The organism is Kitasatospora sp. NPDC004615 (genome assembly GCF_042873545.1).
Classification (GTDB): Bacteria; Actinomycetota; Actinomycetes; order Streptomycetales; family Streptomycetaceae; genus Kitasatospora.
In genome coordinates this window covers 1-17,023 of record NZ_JBIALQ010000006.1, presented here as the reverse complement: position 1 = coordinate 17,023, position 17,023 = coordinate 1, and the positions used below count along the sequence as shown (strand labels likewise).

Annotated in this window: 17 protein-coding genes and 1 rRNA gene; 4 read left to right on the top strand and 14 right to left on the bottom strand. The window is 72.4% G+C overall.

Going from position 1 to position 17,023, the window contains the following annotated elements:
* Positions 1-71 precede the first annotated feature (71 nt).
* The 3 genes from ACFYS8_RS21230 to ACFYS8_RS21220 form a co-directional block, all read right to left on the bottom strand.
* The gene (locus ACFYS8_RS21230) at positions 72-902 is read right to left on the bottom strand and encodes a putative RNA methyltransferase (RefSeq protein ID WP_387643061.1); all 831 of its coding nucleotides are present in this window, start codon (positions 900-902) and stop codon (positions 72-74) included.
* Between the two features lie 117 nt (positions 903-1,019).
* Positions 1,020-1,433: a hypothetical protein gene (locus ACFYS8_RS21225; RefSeq protein WP_043914018.1), complete on the bottom strand. Its 414-nt coding sequence runs from the start codon at positions 1,431-1,433 to the stop codon at positions 1,020-1,022.
* A complete protein-coding gene (locus ACFYS8_RS21220) occupies positions 1,430-1,666 on the bottom strand; it encodes a toxin-antitoxin system HicB family antitoxin (RefSeq protein ID WP_035862820.1) in 237 nt (78 codons plus the stop codon). Before ACFYS8_RS21220 ends, ACFYS8_RS21225 begins: the two co-directional genes overlap by 4 nt.
* Positions 1,667-1,829: 163 nt before the next feature.
* Between ACFYS8_RS21220 and ACFYS8_RS21215 the strand changes: the two genes are divergently transcribed.
* The gene (locus ACFYS8_RS21215; RefSeq protein ID WP_387643060.1) at positions 1,830-2,066 is read left to right on the top strand and encodes a hypothetical protein; all 237 of its coding nucleotides are present in this window, start codon (positions 1,830-1,832) and stop codon (positions 2,064-2,066) included.
* Between the two features lie 63 nt (positions 2,067-2,129).
* Here the strand turns inward: ACFYS8_RS21215 and ACFYS8_RS21210 are convergent, their stop codons facing one another.
* Both ACFYS8_RS21210 and ACFYS8_RS21205 read right to left on the bottom strand, forming a co-directional pair.
* On the bottom strand, positions 2,130-3,449 hold the full coding sequence (locus tag ACFYS8_RS21210; protein WP_387643826.1) for a class I SAM-dependent RNA methyltransferase: 1,320 nt from the start codon (positions 3,447-3,449) through the stop codon (positions 2,130-2,132).
* Between the two features lie 565 nt (positions 3,450-4,014).
* A complete protein-coding gene (locus ACFYS8_RS21205; RefSeq protein ID WP_387643059.1) occupies positions 4,015-6,066 on the bottom strand; it encodes an APC family permease in 2,052 nt (683 codons plus the stop codon).
* Between the two features lie 246 nt (positions 6,067-6,312).
* Between ACFYS8_RS21205 and ACFYS8_RS21200 the strand changes: the two genes are divergently transcribed.
* Together ACFYS8_RS21200 and ACFYS8_RS21195 are read left to right on the top strand one after the other, a co-directional pair.
* Positions 6,313-6,981 carry a potassium channel family protein gene (locus ACFYS8_RS21200; RefSeq protein WP_387643058.1) on the top strand — a complete coding sequence of 223 codons (669 nt, stop codon included), beginning with the start codon at positions 6,313-6,315 and terminating at the stop codon, positions 6,979-6,981.
* Complete coding sequence (locus tag ACFYS8_RS21195; protein WP_073812422.1) at positions 6,981-7,637, top strand: TrkA family potassium uptake protein; 657 nt, start codon at positions 6,981-6,983, stop codon at positions 7,635-7,637. The genes ACFYS8_RS21200 and ACFYS8_RS21195 overlap by 1 nt, the downstream gene beginning before the upstream one ends.
* A gap of 62 nt (positions 7,638-7,699) precedes the next feature.
* Here ACFYS8_RS21195 and ACFYS8_RS21190 read toward each other — a convergent pair whose 3' ends face one another.
* The 4 genes from ACFYS8_RS21190 to ACFYS8_RS21175 form a co-directional block, all read right to left on the bottom strand.
* Positions 7,700-8,428, bottom strand: coding sequence for a DUF3159 domain-containing protein (locus ACFYS8_RS21190; RefSeq protein ID WP_387643057.1), 729 nt, complete (start codon positions 8,426-8,428; stop codon positions 7,700-7,702).
* Positions 8,425-8,835 carry an OB-fold nucleic acid binding domain-containing protein gene (locus tag ACFYS8_RS21185; RefSeq protein WP_073812423.1) on the bottom strand — a complete coding sequence of 137 codons (411 nt, stop codon included), beginning with the start codon at positions 8,833-8,835 and terminating at the stop codon, positions 8,425-8,427. Before ACFYS8_RS21185 ends, ACFYS8_RS21190 begins: the two co-directional genes overlap by 4 nt.
* Positions 8,836-8,900: 65 nt before the next feature.
* Positions 8,901-9,581 carry a response regulator gene (locus ACFYS8_RS21180; protein WP_387643056.1) on the bottom strand — a complete coding sequence of 227 codons (681 nt, stop codon included), beginning with the start codon at positions 9,579-9,581 and terminating at the stop codon, positions 8,901-8,903.
* Positions 9,578-12,139 carry an ATP-binding protein gene (locus tag ACFYS8_RS21175; protein WP_387643055.1) on the bottom strand — a complete coding sequence of 854 codons (2,562 nt, stop codon included), beginning with the start codon at positions 12,137-12,139 and terminating at the stop codon, positions 9,578-9,580. Before ACFYS8_RS21175 ends, ACFYS8_RS21180 begins: the two co-directional genes overlap by 4 nt.
* A gap of 128 nt (positions 12,140-12,267) precedes the next feature.
* On the opposite strand from ACFYS8_RS21175, the gene ACFYS8_RS21170 reads away from it, so the two are divergent.
* Complete coding sequence (locus tag ACFYS8_RS21170; RefSeq protein ID WP_387643054.1) at positions 12,268-13,095, top strand: patatin-like phospholipase family protein; 828 nt, start codon at positions 12,268-12,270, stop codon at positions 13,093-13,095.
* Between the two features lie 3 nt (positions 13,096-13,098).
* On the opposite strand, the gene ACFYS8_RS21165 is transcribed toward ACFYS8_RS21170, so the two are convergent.
* The 5 genes from ACFYS8_RS21165 to rrf all read right to left on the bottom strand — a co-directional run.
* Complete coding sequence (locus ACFYS8_RS21165) at positions 13,099-13,779, bottom strand: ABC transporter ATP-binding protein (protein ID WP_387643053.1); 681 nt, start codon at positions 13,777-13,779, stop codon at positions 13,099-13,101.
* Entirely contained in the window at positions 13,776-14,729 is a 954-nt protein-coding gene (locus ACFYS8_RS21160) for an ABC transporter ATP-binding protein (protein WP_387643052.1), read from the bottom strand. Before ACFYS8_RS21160 ends, ACFYS8_RS21165 begins: the two co-directional genes overlap by 4 nt.
* 260 nt (positions 14,730-14,989) lie before the next feature.
* The gene (locus tag ACFYS8_RS21155) at positions 14,990-16,090 is read right to left on the bottom strand and encodes a hypothetical protein (RefSeq protein WP_387643051.1); all 1,101 of its coding nucleotides are present in this window, start codon (positions 16,088-16,090) and stop codon (positions 14,990-14,992) included.
* A complete protein-coding gene (locus tag ACFYS8_RS21150) occupies positions 16,083-16,796 on the bottom strand; it encodes a SigE family RNA polymerase sigma factor (RefSeq protein WP_387643050.1) in 714 nt (237 codons plus the stop codon). Before ACFYS8_RS21150 ends, ACFYS8_RS21155 begins: the two co-directional genes overlap by 8 nt.
* 140 nt (positions 16,797-16,936) lie before the next feature.
* Positions 16,937-17,023: ribosomal RNA gene (gene rrf / locus ACFYS8_RS21145) — 5S ribosomal RNA — on the bottom strand; the annotation flags it as partial.

The following is a 17,023-nucleotide window of genomic DNA, read 5'->3' as shown; positions in this document are numbered from 1 at the left end:
GCTGGAGAAACGTCCCTCCTGACGGCCTTTCACCCCTTCGAGTCCCAACCGTCCCCGGCCCCGGCGGAGTGTCACTCGTACGCGGTGATCCGCACCGAACCGGTGACCTCCACCGGCTGCGGCAGCCCGTCCAGCGCGGCGGTCAGTGCGGCCGGGTCGGTGTGCCAGGCGCTCGGTCCCATCCCGACCACCGCGGCGGCGTCCGCCCGCGACAGCCGCAGCGTGAACTCCACCTCGGTGCGCCCCACCGGCGCGAACCACGGGCCGAGCTTCTCCTCGATCCGCCGGTCCTTGTCCTCGTCCACCGACAACAGGCCCAGCGCGCCCACCAGTTCCCGCAGGTGACGGGAGGTCGGCGCGGCCACCAGCAGCCGTCCGCCCGGGCGCAGCACCCGCCGCATCTCCGGTCCGTTGCGCGGCGCGAACACGTTCAGCAGCACGTCCGCCGCGCCGTCCCGCAACGGGAGCGGGCGCCACGCGTCGCACACCACGGCGCCGATCCTCGGGTGCGCCTTCGCGGCGCGCCGCAGCGCGTACTTCGACAGGTCGAGGGCCGCGCCGGCCGCGCCCGGCCGCGCCTCCAGCACCCGCGCCAGGTAGTGGCCGGTGCCCGCGCCCAGGTCCGCCACCAGCCCGGTGTCCGCCGCGACGCCGGCCGCGGCCTCGGCCAGCGCCCGCTCCAGCGGACGGTAATGGCCGGCCGCCAGGAACTCGCTGCGGGCGGCGACCATCTCCGCGGTGTCGGCGGTGCCCGCCTTCGCGTCACCCGTCAGCAGGCTGACGTAGCCCTGCCGGGCCTGGTCAAAGCTGTGGCCCTGCGGGCAGCGCAGGGTGCGACCGTCCAGGGTCAGTGGGCGGGCACAGTGCGGGCAGACCAGATAGGGCTCGATGTCCTGCAGCAACTCGGTCGCATCCTCGCGGGATCGTCAGAGGTCGGGGGAACGTCGAGGGTATCCCGGCTGCGGACGCCTCGTCGCTCTCCCGACCCCTGACCCCACCTGCGCCGACGTGCCGACGGCTCACTCCTCGCCGTCGTCGCCGACCTCTTCCTCCTCCGACTCGTCGACCACCCACATCGCCAGCCGCTCCGCCACACCCGTGATGCCGAGCTTGCCCTCCCGGATCGCCCGGGCCAGGCTGCGCACCTCCCGCGCGGTGGTCGCCACCCGGCAGCCGCTGGCCACCAGGTACGCGTAGGCCACGGCGGTGGCGAACAGCTCGTTGTTGCGCTCCAGCGCGGGGACCCGGATCAGCTGGTGCATCAGCGCGGCCGCACGGTCCTGCGGCTCCGGGTAGACGGCGATGTCGAAGATCTCGGCCTGGTGCCTGGTGACCGCCGCGAGCAGCGATCCGTAGTCGGTGACCTGCGGGTCACCGGGCGTGTACTGCTCCGCGGTCATGAGCAGCCACGAGAGGTCGACCTCAAGTTTCAACGGCGCACGTCCTGGAGTTCGCTCGGCGACCCGAACTCGGCGAGGAACGCCGCCTCGTGCTCCTTCATGAACTGCGCCGCGGCATCCACGAAATTGCGGCCCGCCTCGCCCATGTCCTGCTGGACCAGACGCTCGATGTACTGGTTCATGCTGATCCCCTGCTGTTCGGCCCGCTCGCGGGCCATCTCGGCGGTGGTCGCATCCACCCTGACGTTCAGCTGCTTCTTGGCCATGCTTCACGCTAGCACCGAGGTGCTAGCACAACAAGGGCGCAAACCGGCCGCACCCCCACTCCCCCACCTTCTCCGCCCACGCCCCTACGAAAACCGGCCACCCCCATCGAGCTCCCGGCCCGCCCCATACGATGATCGTTCCGACCTTGGAACGAGGTGCCCGATGCGGTTCCCCACGGCCGTCAAGATTCTCGCCGCCGTGCTCGCCTTCGTGGCGCTCGCCGTCGTCCTGCTCGTCCTGGTGGGCCGCACCGACCCCGCGAGCGAGACCGGCAGCATGCTCCGGGCCGGCACCGGCGGCCTCCTCGCCGGGCAGTTCGTCCTCCTCTGCCGCGTGATCCTCCGCACCCTGCGCCCCGACCGGGCCCGTCGCCCCGACCGGGCCCGTCGCCGCGGCTGACGGCCCCGAAACGCCGCACGGGCGCGGGAGAGGCTCCCGCGCCCGTGCTGATGATCGGTTCGGTTACTGCCGGCCGGCGATCGGCTCCAGGATGGCCACGCACTCGAAGTGGTGGGTCATCGGGAACAGGTCGAAGGCGCGCAGCGAGACCGGGCGGTAGCCGCCCTCGCGGAAGAAGGCCAGGTCGCGGGCGAGGGCGGCGGGGTCGCAGGCGACGTAGGCGATGCGGCGGGCGGAGAGCGAGCAGAGGTGGGCGACGGTGTCGCGGCCGGCGCCGGCCCGCGGCGGGTCGAGGACGATCAGGTCGGTCGAGGTGATGCCGGTGCGCGGCAGCAGGGTCTCGACCTTGTCGCACTCGATCCGGACGTTCTCCAGCGCGGCGAGGTTGTGCCGGGCGTCCGCGACGGCCTGCTTGCCGGACTCGATGCCGAGCACCGCGCCCTCCTCGCCGACCCGCTCGGCGAGCGCGCCGGCGAACAGGCCGACGCCGCAGTACAGGTCGAGGGCGTTCTCGCCCCACTGCGGGTCGAGGCCGGTGAGGACGGCGTCGACCAGGGTGGCCGGGGCCTCGGGGTGGATCTGCCAAAAGCCTCCGTTGGAGACCCGCCAGGTGCGGCCGGCGGCGCGCTCGCGGACGAAGGCCCGGCCGTGCACGCGGTGGAACAGGTCCTGCTCGTCGATCCGGGCGATCGAGGCCTCACGGTCGAGCTCGACCAGCGGCAGCTGCTCGCCGGGCTGCGGCCGCAGGATCACCTGCCGGTCGGAGGAGCCGGACGCGGCGATCGCCTCGACGGACGCGATGCCGGTCCAGTCGCGGGACTCGATGCCGAGCTCGGTGACGCCGGGCGCGGCGATCAGGCAGCGGTCGATCGGCTGGACGTCGTGCGAGCGGTGCTTGCGCAGCCCGATCGCGCCGTCCTCGCCGACGGCGTACTGCACCCGGGTGCGCCAGGCCGGGACCTCGCCGGCCTGCAGCTTGCCGCCGACCGGCTCGACCGAGCCGTCCCAGCGGGCCTCCTCGGGGGTGAGGCCGGCCAGCTTGGCGAGCTGCTCGGTGAGCACCGCGCCCTTGAGCTTGCGCTGCCCGCCGGGGGTGACGTGCTGCCAGTCGCAGCCGCCGCACTTGCCGGGGCCGGAGAACGGGCAGGGCGCCTCGATCCGCTCCTTGGCGGCCTCCAGCACCTCCACCGCGTCGGCCCGCAGGAAGCGCGAGGTGGTGGTGCCGTCGGTGACCTGCGCGATCACCCGCTCGCCGGGCAGCGCGTGCCGGACGAACAGCACCCGGCCCTCGTGCCGGGCCACGCAGTGCCCGCCGTGCGCGACCGGCCCGACCTCGACCTCGTAGCGCTCGCCGACCAGCGGGTCACCGGACGGCTGCCGCAGCACCGGCTGGGCGGACCGCGCCGCCTTCGGCGCCCGCACCGCACCGGGCTTGCGCCCCTGCCGCTCGGCCTTCTTCGCCTGAGCACCCTGAGCACCCTTGCCGGCCTGAGCAGACTTACCGGCCTGAGCAGACTTGCCGGCCTGAGCGGACTTGCCGCCCGGCGCACCCTTGCCGCCCTGCGCGGCCTGCGCGCCCCGCGCGCCCTTCTCGGGCGCCGGCCGCTCCGCGGCGGGCCGCTGCTCGCCCGGCACCGGCGGCAGGCTGCGGGCGGTGTTGCCTTCCCGGTCGGTGGCCTCGGGCCGGGACGGCCGGCTGCTCCAGCGCGGGTGCGCCACCTGCCCGGGCTTGGCGCCGGACGTGCGGCCGGGGCGGCCCTGGCGACCGGAGGAGCGGGGCGGGTTGTTGCGGGTCACGGGGCGCTTCCTTACGCGAAGACGAACGACGAACGACGAAAACCAACAAAAAGATCGGGACGGTGGAGAACAACGGCGGCCCGTGGCGGACCGGAAACGATCCGCCACGGGCCCATTGAAGGCCATCAGGAGGCCGGACGGGCTGCGTCGCTCAGTCGCGCGGCGCGGCTTCGTCCTTGCCGCCGGAGGACTCCCCGGTGGCTCGCCCGGCGCGCGGGCGGGGCTCGCCGCGGCGCACCGCGCCGGGCGCGGACCACGCCTTGGGCGCCTTGCGGCGTTCCGAGGACTCCAACTGCCAGGGTACGGACGTCACCATCACACCGGGCTTGAACAGCAGACGTCCCTTGAGCCGCAGCGCGCTCTGGTTGTGCAGCAGGTGCTCGTACCAGTGGCCGACCACGTACTCGGGGATGTAGACCGCGACCACGTCGCGCGGGCTGTCGCGGCGCAGGTTCTTGACGTACTCCAGCACCGGACCGGTGATCTCGCGGTACGGCGAGTCGAGGACCTTCAGCGGCACGGCGATGCCGCGTTCGTCCCATTCCTCGCGCAGCGCCGCGGTGTCGGCCGGGTCCACGTTGACGGTGACGGCCTCCAGGATGTGCGCCCGGGACAGCTGGGCGTACGCGAGGGCGCGCAGCGCGGGCTTGTGCAGCTTGGAGACCAGGACGACGGCGTGCACGCGGGTCGGCGGGGCGACGTCCGCGGCTTCCTCGGCGGCCTTCAGTTCGGCGTTGACGCTGTCGTAGTGGCGGCGGATCGCCTTCATCATCACGAACAGCACCACCATCAGCGCGATCGCGATCCAGGCGTGGCCGATCTTGGTGGCGAGCACCACGATCAGCACGGCCATGGTCATCACCAGGCCGAAGGTGTTGATCGCCCGGCTGCGCTGCATGCGGTTGCGCTTCTTCGGGTCGGTCTCGGTCTTCAGCAGCCGGGTCCAGTGCCGGATCATGCCGGACTGGCTCATGTTGAACGCCACGAAGACGCCGACGATGTACAGCTGGATCAGCCGGTTCGGGTCGGCACCGAACGCCACGATGAACAGGATCGCCGCGCCGGCGAGCAGCACGATGCCGTTGGAGAACGCCAGCCGGTCGCCGCGGGTGTGCAGCTGCCGCGGCAGGTAGCGGTCCTGGGCCAGGATCGAGCCGAGCACCGGGAAGCCGTTGAACGCGGTGTTCGCGGCGAGCACCAGGATCAGGCCGGTGGTGCCGGCGACGAAGTAGAAGCCCGGGGTGAAGTTGGAGAACACCGCTTCGGAGATCTGCGCCAGCACGGTCTTCTGGTGGTAGTCCGCGGGCGCGCCGATCAGCTGCTCGGCCGGGTTCTCGGCCATCTGCGTCCCGGTCAGGTGCGCCAGGTAGATGATGCCCATGAACATCGTCACAGCGATGGTGGCCATCATCAGCAGCGTGGTCGCCGCGTTCTTGCTCTTCGGCTTGCGGAAGGCGGGCACGCCGTTGGAGATCGCCTCCACACCGGTGAGCGCCGCGCTGCCCGAGGAGAACGCCTTCAGCAGCAGGAACACCAGGGCGAACCCGGTCAGCCCCTCGTTGCCGGGCGTTGGCGCCAGGTGGAACGCCGAGCTCTCGGCGGGCAGCGCGGTGTTGAACCCGAAGTGCCGCACGAGTCCGTAGACCACCATGCCGAGCACGCCCACCATGAACGCGTACGTCGGCACCGCGAACGCGGAACCGGACTCGCGCACACCACGCAGGTTCATGCCCATCAGCAGGATGACCACGGTGACCGACAGCGCCAACTCGTGCCCGCGCAACGCCGGCACCGCCGACACCACGTTGGCCACGCCGGAGGTGGTGGACACCGCCACGGTCAGGATGTAGTCGACCATCAGCGCACTCGCCACCACCAGGCCGGAGTTCGGTCCGTGGTTGACGGTGGCGACCTCGTAGTCGCCGCCGCCGCTGGGGTACGCGTACACGTTCTGTCGGTACGAGGCGACCACCGCGAGCATCACGATGGCGACGACGACGCCGATCTGCCAGGAGAAGTGGATCGCCCCGGCACCGGCCAGCGACAGCGTGAGCAGGATCTCCTCGGGCGCGTACGCCACGGAGGAGAGCGCGTCCGAGGCGAACACCGGCAGCGCGATGCGCTTGGGGAGCAGCGTCTCCCCCAGCTTGTCGCTGCGCAGCGCACGCCCGATCAGGATGCGTTTCGGTAGGTCAGCAGGCATAGGCACAGCAAGGAATCGTAAGGCCCCTCGCTGGGAGCCGACGCCGCACGGGGCCACCTTGGTCGCGACTCTGTTCGGCGGACCGGCTAGCGTGTCGGATTAAGGGTTAGCGGGCAACACCTCGTTGCCCCCTCGCGTCGGATCACAGGCGCGGCCGACAACTGGCCCCCGGAATCGGGGGCACGGAAGGACGATGAGCGGTGTTTACGCAGGTCATGACCCCAACGGATCGGGTGAGGTAGTCGCGTGCACATCGTCATCATGGGTTGCGGACGCGTGGGCTCCGCCCTCGCCAGAACGCTCGAGAAACAAGGCCATTCGGTCGCGGTCATCGACCAGGACCCGACCGCCTTCCGCCGACTCGGCGCGGGCTTCAACGGCCGCCGCGTCACCGGTGTCGGCTTCGACCAGGACACCCTGAGGGAAGCCGGCATCGAGGAGGCGGGCGCCTTCGCCGCCGTCTCCAGCGGTGACAACTCGAACATCATCGCGGCCCGGGTGGCCCGCGAGAACTTCGGCGTCGAGCACGTCGCGGCCCGCATCTACGACCCGCGCCGCGCCGAGGTCTACCAGCGCCTGGGCATCCCGACCGTCGCGACCGTCCGCTGGACCGCCGACCAGATGCTGCGCCGGCTGCTGCCCAGCGGCGCCGAGCCGGTCTGGCAGGACCCCTCGGGCGCCGTGCAGCTCGCCGAGGTGGCGTTCGCCCCCGCGTGGATAGGCCACCGCCTGTCCGAGCTCGAGGCCGCCGCCGGTGCCCGGGTGGCGTTCGTCACCCGGGTCGGCGAGGGCGTGCTGCCCAACCCGCAGATGGTGGTGCAGGAGGGCGACCTGGTGCACGTGATGCTGCGCCGCAACGAACTGACCGCGGTCGAGGCGGCCTTCGCCAAGGGCCCCGAGGAGGCTGGTCACTGATGCGCGTCGCAATCGCCGGAGCCGGTGCCGTCGGCCGTTCCATCGCCGGAGAGCTGCTGGAGAACGGCCACGAGGTCCTGCTGATCGACAAGAACCCGAACTCCATCTCGGTGGAGCGGGTCCCGCTGGCGGAGTGGCTGCTCGCCGACGCCTGCGAGATCACCTCGCTGGACGAGGCCGCGCTGCAGCGCTGCCACGTGGTGATCGCCGCCACCGGTGACGACAAGGTCAACCTGGTCGTCTCGCTGCTCGCCAAGACCGAGTACGGGGTGCCCCGGGTGGTCGCCCGGGTGAACAACCCGAAGAACGAGTGGCTGTACAACGAGTCCTGGGGCGTGGACGTCGCCGTCTCCACCCCGCGCCTGATGTCCGCGCTGGTCGAGGAGGCCGTCAGCGTCGGCGACCTGGTCCGGCTGATGCGCTTCTCGCAGGGCAATGCCAACCTGGTCGAGCTCACCCTGGCCGCCGACACCGGCCTGGTCGGGACCCGGGTCTCGGACGTGGCCTGGCCGGTGGACACCGCGCTGGTCACCATCATCCGGGCCGGCCGGGTGCTGGTCCCCGGTGGCAGCGACACCCTGGAGGCCGGTGACGAGCTGCTGTTCGTCGCCGCCCAGGAGCGCGAGGAGGAGCTGGAGACGCTGCTTGCCGGCTGATCCACCCCGCCGTACGGCGAAGGGCCCGCGCATCGCGCGGGCCCTTCGTCACGTCTGTGGCGCTACTTCCGGGGTTCTTCGTCGTCCTCGGGCAGCTCCGCCTTGATCGGCGGCGGCGCCTTCAGCAGGATCTGCCAGGTCACGTACATCGCCAGCAGCATCGGCGGGATGCCGAGGGCGACCTTGAGCCAGCCCAGCAGGTTGACGTTGTGGGTGAAGTACAGCGGGAAGAGGATCACCGGCTTCAGGCCCATGATCAGCACCCAGGCCCAGGTCGCCTTGGTGTAGGCGGCCAGTCGGCCCGGGTTCTGCTTGCGCCAGGTGAACATCTCGCCGGTGATCGGGCCCAGCATCAGGCCGATCATCGGCCAGCGCACCAGCGCGGAGACCGCGAGCGCCACGCAGTAGCCGACGTTCCACAGCAGGCCCGGCAGGTAGAAGTCCTCGGCCTTGCCGGTCTTCATCGAGATCCAGGCGCCGATCGCCACGCCGAACACGCCGGAGAAGGCGTGCTGGATGGTCTCCCGGCGGGCCAACCGGACCACCACGAACACCGCGCACAGGGCCAGCGCCGACCAGGCGGCGACCGGCACCTTGTGGGTGATGTTGAAGGCGATGATGAACACCAGGCCGGGCAGCGTCATGTCGACCATGCCGCGGATCCCGCCGAACGCCTTCAGCACCGTCTCGGCCGCCTCCTTCGAGGCGTCCCGCTCGTGCTGCGCGCTGCTCTGCTCGTCACCCTGCGGGTCGTGGGCGGTCACCCGGACCGCCTCGGCCTCGTTGCTCACGCGGACTCGCTCCCGTGTCCCACCGGACGCAGCTCGTAGCGGGGGTTGAAGAGCACGCGGCGCCCGCGTGCGTGGCCGATCCGGCCGCTGGCGATCAGGCGGCGGCCCGGCTCGATTCCCACGATCGAGCGACGGCCCAGCCACACCACGTCCAACGCCTCCGTGCCGTCGAACAGCTCGGCCTCCAGCGCGGGCACACCCGCGCGGGGGCGGAGCGTGACGGTCCGCAGCGTGCCGGCCACGGTGACGATCTCACGGTCGCCGCAGGCGGCGATCGGGGTGCAGCCCGCCTCGGCGGTGTCCTGCCGCAGTTCCTGGGCGGCCAGCTCCTCCGAGGAGGACGTCAGCCGACTCAGCATGCGGCGGAAACGGCCCTGCGGCTGGTCGCCGATGTTGTCACCACTCATGCCGGAAGGGTACCGGTTCATCCCCGCCCGGCGGCAGAGCTCCGGCCGCGCCGGTCACGCCCCGGTCACGGCTCGAAGCGGTAGCCCATGCCCGGTTCGGTGATGAAGTGCCGGGGGTGCGACGGGTCGGCCTCCAGCTTGCGGCGCAGCTGCGCCAGGTAGACCCGCAGGTAGTTGGTCTCCTTGCGGTAGGCCGGGCCCCACACCTCCTGCAGCAGCTGGGTCTGGCTGACCAGCCGCCCGGAGTTGCGCACCAGCACCTCCAGCAGGTGCCACTCGGTGGGGGTGAGCCGGACGTCGGCGCCCTGACGGGTGACCTTCTTGGCGGCCAGGTCGACGGTGAACGAGTCGGTGACGACCACCGGCTCGCCCTCGGCGGTGACCGGCTCGGCGCGGCGCACCGCGGCCCGCATCCGGGCCAGCAGCTCGTCCATCCCGAACGGCTTGGTGACGTAGTCGTCGGCGCCGGCGTCCAGTGCCTCGACCTTCTCGTCGGAGGCGTGCCGGGCGGACAGCACGATGATCGGCACCCTGGTCCAGCCGCGCAGGCCGCGGATCACCTCGACGCCGTCCATGTCGGGCAGGCCGAGGTCGAGCACCACCACGTCGGGGTGGCGGGCGGCGGCCAGTTCCAGGGCGCTCGCGCCGTCGTGCGCGGAATCGACCTCGTACTTGCGGGCCTTGAGGTTGATCACCAGGGCGCGGACGATCTGGGGTTCGTCGTCCACCACGAGGACCCGGGTCATGCGGGACCGGCCTTTCCGTTGTCAGGGTGGTCGTGCAGGTCGACGGCGGGCAGCGAGACCACCATGGTCAGCCCGCCGCCGGGGGTGTCCTCGGCGGTGACGGAGCCGCCCATCGCCTCGGTGAAGCCGCGCGCCACCGCCAGGCCGAGGCCCACCCCGGTGCCGCGGGGGGCGTCACCGTAACGCTGGAACGGGGCGAAGATCCGCTCCCGGGCCTCCTCGGGGACGCCCGGGCCGCGGTCGACGACGCGCAGCTCGACCCGGGCGTCGCGCGGCAGCAGGTCCGCCTTGACCAGCACCTGGCTGTCGGACGGGCCGTACTTGACGGCGTTCTCCACCAGGTTGGCCAGCACCCGCTCCAGCAGCCCGGCGTCGGCGCGCACCATCGGCAGCGACTCCGCCACGTCCAGCCGGACGCTGCCCGGCGGGACGCCGCCGAGCGCGAACGGCACCACCTCGTCCAGGTCGGTGGGCTGCAGCAGCGGGGTGACGGTGCCGGTCTGCAGGCGGCTCATGTCCAGCAGGTTGTTGATCAGGTGGTCGAGGCGGTCCGCGCCGGACTCGATGCCGGCCAGCAGCTCGGCCTCGTCCTCCGGGTCCCATTCGACGTCCTCGGCGCGCAGCGAGGTGACGGCGGCCTTGATCCCGGCCAGCGGGGTGCGCAGGTCGTGCGAGACGGCGGCGAGCAGCGCGGTGCGGATCCGGTTCCCCTCGGCCTCGCGGCGGGCGGCGGCCGCCTCCCCGGCCAGCCGGCGGCGCTCGAGCAGGACGGCGGCCTGGTTGGCGAACGCGCCGAGCATCCGCCGGTCGGCGGCGGGCAGTACCCGGCCGCGCAGCACCAGGGCGAGGCGTTCGCCGACCGGCACGTCCACGTCGGCCTGTTCGGGCCCGGCCGGCGGGCGCGGTCCGACCGAGGCGGCGACGTGCCAGGCGGCGTGCGGGTCGGCGCGTTCGACCAGTGCCACGGCGTCCTGCTGGAAGGTCTCCCGGACCTGTTCCAGCAGCGCCGTCAGCACCCCCTCGCCGGTGGGGGCGCCGCGCAGCACGGTGCCGGCCAGTGCCGACATGGTCTGCGCCTCGGCCTGGGCGCGGGCCGCCTGATGACTGCGCCGGGCCGCCAGGTCGACCACGGTGGCGACCGCGATGCCGACGGCGGTGAAGACCGCCACCGCCAGGATGTTCTGCGGCTCGGCGATGGTGAAGGCGTGGATGGGGGGCGCGAAGTAGTAGTTGAGCGCCGTTGATCCGACCAGCGCCGAGGCGATCGCCGGGTACAGCCCGCCGACCAGCGCCGCGCACACCGTCAGCGACAGGAACAGCAGCATGTCGGTGGAGAGCCCCTGCCCCCGGAACTGCGTCAGCACCAACGCCAGCAGCGGCGGCCCGGCCACGCCGATCAGCCAGCCCGCGACCGTCCTGGTCCGGCCCAGGTCGGTGACCTTGCGGATCGGGATCCGGCCCCGGCCGCGCGCCGCGTGCTCGTGGTTGACCATGTGGACGTCGATGTCGCCGGAGTCCCGGGTCACCGTGAGGCCGACACCCGGCCCGTACAGGTACTGCCAGAACTTGCGGCGGCTGGTGCCGATCACGATCTGGGTGGCGTTGACGCCGCGCGCGAAGTCCAGCAGCCCGGCCGCCGGGTCGTCGCCGAGCACCGAGTGGAAGCTGCCGCCGAGGCTCTCCACCAGCGCGCGCTGCTCGATCAGCGTCTGCGGCGAGGAGCCCGACAGTCCGTCGGACCGCGAGATGTGCACCGCCAGCAGTTCGCCGGCGCTGGCCCGGGCCGCGATCCTGGCGGCGCGGCGGATCAGCGTGGCGCCCTCCGGGCCGCCGGTCAGGCCGACCACGATCCGCTCCCGGGCCTGCCAGGTGCCCTGGATGCCCTGCTCGGCCCGGTACCGCTGGAGGTACTCGTCGACCCGGTCCGCCGTCCAGAGCAGCGCCAGTTCGCGCAGCGCCGTCAGGTTGCCGAGCCGGAAGTAGTGGGCGAGCGCCGCGTCGACCTTCTCCGGCGCGTACACGTTGCCGTGCGCCAGCCGGCGGCGCAGTGCCTGCGGCGACATGTCGACCAACTCGATCTGGTCGGCGCGCCGCACCACCTCGTCCGGGACGGTCTCCCGCTGGCGGACGCCCGTGATGCCCTCGACCACGTCGCCGAGCGACTCCAGGTGCTGGATGTTGACGGTGGAGATGACGTCGATCCCGGCCGCCAGCAGCTCCTCGACGTCCTGCCAGCGCTTGGTGTGCCGCGAGCCGGGGACATTGGTGTGGGCGAGCTCGTCGACCAGCACCACCGCCGGGTCGCGGGCCAGCACCGCGTCCAGGTCGAGCTCGGTGAACTCGGCGCCACGGTGGATCAGCGTGCGGCGCGGGACGGTCTCCAGGCCGTCCAGCAGTTCGGCGGTGTGAGCCCGTCCGTGGGTCTCCACGAAGCCGATCACCACGTCCGCGCCGCGGCCCAGACGCCGGTGCGCCTCGGCGAGCATGGCGTACGTCTTGCCGACGCCCGGGGCCGCCCCGAGGTAGATCCGCAGCCGGCCGCGGCCCGTGTGCACCATGCCCTTGAGGTTAAGCCCTGCAATCTGAATATCCGCTGATCAGGGTGGTTTGGCTGAAGAATTGTCAACTTCTTGACGGCCGTTGCGCCAAAATGCCGAACGGAAAGATCGACCTGAAAGGACCCACCATGCGCGGACTCGTACTCGGCGGCGGCGGACTCGCCGGCATCTCCTGGATGACCGGGCTGCTCCACGGCCTCGCCGAAACCGGCCTGGACCTCCCCGGCACCGCCGACCACATCCTCGGCACCTCCGCCGGCGCCACCGTCGCCGGCCAACTCTCCTCCGGATTACCGCTCGCCGAACTCCACCTGCGACAGACCGATCCCGCCCGGCAGAACCACGAAATCGTCCCGCCCGTCGAGACCCTCTGGCCGCTGCTCGAAACCCTCGCCGCCCTGCACGCCGAGATCACCGACCCCGCCGAACTGCGCCGCCGCATCGGCCGCCTCGCCCTGGACGCCGACACCGTCCCCGCCGCCGACCGACGCGCCGTCATCGCCGGCCGCCTCCCCGCCCACGACTGGCCCAGCCGGCCGCTCACGCTCACCGCCGTCGACGCCGAAACCGGCGAACCCCGCACCTTCGACCGCCACAGCGGCGTCCCCCTGGTCGACGCCGTCGCCGCCAGCTGCGCCATCCCCGGCATCTGGCCCACCGTCGAGATCGACGGCCACCGCTACATGGACGGCGGCATCCGCACCTACGCCAACGCCGACCTGATGACCGGCCAGCAGACCGTCCTGGTCGTCGCCCCGATGCCCGACCCCAACCTCGACACCGAGCTGGAGACCCTCCGGACCACCGGCACCGTCCTCGCCATCACCCCCGACGAGGACGCGCTCGCCGCCTTCGGTGCCAACCCGCTCGACACCACCGTCCGCGCCCCCGCCGCCGAAGCCGGCCGGGCCCAGGCCCGGCGGGTCGCCGACCAGGTCCGCAAACTCTGGCTCTGACCCCTACGGCTCGACGATCTTGCCGTCCCGCAGCTCGAGCACCCGGTCCGCCAGGTCCATGAGCTGCGGGTCGTGCGTCGCCACCAGCGCCGTCACGCCCTCACTGCGCACCACCGCCCGCAGCAACTCCATGATCGCCATACCGGTGTCCGAATCCAGCTGCCCGGTCGGCTCGTCCGCGATCAACAACGCCGGCTCGTTCGCCAACGCCCGCGCCACCGCCACCCGCTGCTGCTGACCACCCGACATCTCCGTCGGCCGCTGCGCCGCGTGGTCCGCCAGACCCACCAGCGCCAGCAGCGTCCGCACCCGCTCCTCGCGCTCCTTCACCGCCACCCGGCGGAGCCGCATCGGCACCCCGACGTTCTCCGCCGCCGTCAACACCGAGATCAACCCGAACGACTGAAACACGAAACCGATCCGGTCCCGGCGCAACGCCAACCGGCCCGACTCGTCCAGACCCGACAGGTCCATCCCGGCGATGCTGATCCGCCCCGCCGACGGCATGTCCAGACCGCCCACCAGGTTCAGCAGCGTCGTCTTCCCCGACCCCGACCTTCCCCGCAGCGCCGTCAACTCCCCGGCCTTCGCCGTGAACGACACCCCGCGCACGGCGTGCACCGCCCGGTCGCCCGCACCGAACGTCCGGTGCACGTCCTCCACGACCACCATCGCGCCACTCATCCGCGTACCTCCGCACCCTCCGCGCGCCACACCCCGATGTGGTCCTCCTCCAACGCCAGCCGCACCCGGCGGCTCAGCCCCAACGCCTCCGTGAAGTCCTGCGGCAACTGCAACCGGCCCACCCGGTCCAGCACCGCGTACTCCACCCCCGGCTCGCCCCGCTCCGGACGCAGCACCTCCGTCGACGTCCGCCCGTTGCGGATCCGCACGGTGCGCCGCACCTCCTGGGCCACCATCGGGTCGTGCGTGACGATCAGCACCGTCACCCCCAGCTCCTCGTTCACCGACCGCAGCGCCGCGAAGATCTCCTCGCTGGTCGCACTGTCCAGCTCACCCGTCGGCTCGTCCGCCAGCAGCAGCGCCGGCGCGTTGGCGTTCGCCACCGCGATCGCCACCCGCTGCTGCTCACCACCCGACATCTCGGCCGGCCTACGCTCCGCCAGGTGCCCGATCCCCAGCATCCCCAGCAGATCCGTCGCCTGCCGCTGCCGGTCCCGCCGCGGCACCCCCGCGTACCCCATCGGCAGCATCACGTTCTCCACCGCCGTCAGGTACGGCAGCAGATTCCGCGCCGTCTGCTGCCAGACGAACCCCACCGTCCGGCGCCGGAACGCCAACCGCTCCTTCTTGTCCATCGCCAGCAGATCGTTCCCCGCCACCCGGGCACTGCCCGCCGTCGGCACGTCCAGCCCCGCGAGGATCCCCAGCAACGTCGACTTCCCCGAACCCGACGCGCCCACCACCGCGATCAACTCGCCGTCCTCGACCGTCAGATCGAGCCCCTGCAGGGCCTGCACCTCGACGCCCTCGGAACGGTGGATCCGCATCAGGTTCTCGCACACCACCATGCCCTCGGCCGGCGGCGGACCCGCCGCGGCCGCGCGCCTGCGCAACTCCTCCAGCCCCCCGGGCTCCGGCCCCGCCGGCACCCCCACCGCCTCAGCCCCCACCGCATTCCCCTCCGGCCGCCGAACCCACGATTCACCACGGCCTGCACTCCGGGCCGACGCCCGGTCGGACAGCCGGGGCAGTCCCCTGTTCTGCCCCGACCGCCCAACCGGGCGCACCCCCCGCGGGCCACCGCCCCGATCGACAGCGGCCTCACCACACCAACGCGGCCCGAAGCAGACCGGTTGCACCGGCCCACGGACTTTCTTCGAAACCCTCCGAGCAGCGCCCGCTTTGGACTGCCGAAGCGCCGACGCGGACCTCAGCCCTCCCCCGGCTCGGACGCGCGCAACTGCAGGAACTCCAGCGCCGACTCCCGGAACGGATCAGACAACCCCGCCGCCGGAGCCACCCCCCGCCCGCCCCGATGCACCGTCAGCACCGCCACCGTCGTCCCGCTGATGTGCACCGCCAACTCCTCCGCGTACGCCACCGGCTGCCGCACACCCAACGCCACCACCGCGCCGACCTGCTGCTCCACCGCCCAGCCCGCCCCCGAGCTCACGCACTCCCCGCCCGCCATCAGCCGGGTCGCCTGGTGCTCCGCCGCCAGCGGCGAGCCGAAGCGCATCACAATCTGCTGCGCCGACACCTCCGGGTGCCCGGCATCCACATACCGCTGCCCCCACAACTGCTCGGCACCCGACGTACTCACCAGCCGCGCTACGCACCCGTCCGCGAACGCCCCCGGACCGGGAGTTCCGGACGGATCGGCCGACGGGCCACCGGACGGGCTTCCGCTCGAACTCCCACTCGGTGAAGGGCTGTTGGTGGCAGACGAGCCGGCGCTTGCGCTCGGACGAATCGTGGCGGGCCCGCCCGGGGACGCGCTCCCGGACGGACCTGCCGCCGCCGGGTCCACGGCCGGCAGCGCCGTCCACGGGCCGTACCCGCCCAGCACGCTCGGCAGCCGCGACACGTCCAGCACCAGCGCCCGCGCCATCGGATCGGCGGACTCCAGCGACGGCCACTCCGCCACCCAGTTCACCGACGGCAGCAACGGCAACTGCGGCTCCGGCAAAGGCACTTCCAGCTTCGGCGCGGGCGCCGCAGCCGTCGGCGGCACCGGATACCCCGCCACCCCGTGCCCCACCGGCCCGGGCACCACCGCCGCCGCGGACCACAGCACGGCGACGCCCAACACCCCCGCCACCACCACCGCCCCCACCCGACGCCGACGCCGCCTCGCCCCGCGACGCGCCACCTCCGCACTCGGCGGCACCGGCACGGCAAGCACCACCTCGCGCCGCAACCCGTCGAACATCGTCTCCAGCCGGGCCGCCCCGATCGCCGGACGGTCCGCCGCCCCCGCTGCCCGCGCTGCCCCTGCCGTCCGCACCGTCTCCGCCTCGGGCCTAGACATGCGAACCGCAGTCTTCCGCCACCTGCACCTGAGCCCCCGTCACCTTCACCGGCTCCCCGTCACCGCCGCCGAGCCCCGTCAACTCCCCGTCCCCCGTCAACTCCCCGTCCCCCGCCGACCGTTCACCTGCGGCAACCGCCGGAGCCGACCGCAGCGGCGCGATCGTCGGCTCCTCCACGACCGCCGCCGGATCTTCCCCCAACAGCACCGCCAACGCCTGCCGCCCCCGGTGCAACCGCGCCTTGACCGTCCCCACCGGCACCCCTTCGTCCGCGGCGATCTCCGCCACCGAACGACCCCCCATGTGATGCCACACCAACGCCGACCGCTGCGCCTCCGGCAACTGCCGCAACGCCTCCACCAGCACCACGGTCTCCGGCCCCGGCCCCGGAACCGGCAGATTCGCATCCCCGTGCCGGATCCAGCTCTGCAACGCCGTCCGCGCCCGCCGCCACCGACTGATCGCGATCCGCTGCCCCGTAAGCCGCACCCACGCCACCGGATTCTCGTGCGACACCAGCCGCCCCCAGTGGTTCCACGCCCGGACGAACGCCTCCTGGGCAGCGTCCTGCGCCTCACCCAGATCGCCCGTCAGCGCATACAAGTGCGCCACCAGCTGACCGTACGCAGCCTCGTAGAACACCCGAAAGTCGTCGCCGCCCCGGCCGGCTCTTCCGCCGGCCCCCTCGCCCTGCTCCACGACCATGACGCCACAGTGTGCCGCGCACGGAACCACCCGGCAACAGGCCGTGCACGCCTCCGGGGTCCTTCGGGAATGCTCCGGGAATTCTCCAGAAACGCGAAAAAGCCCCCCGCCAAAAGGCGGGGGGCTTTCCCTGAATGATTGTTCGGCGGCGTCCTACTCTCCCACAGGGTCCCCCCTGCAGTACCATCGGCGCTGTGAGGCTTAGCTTCCGGGTTCGGAATGTAACC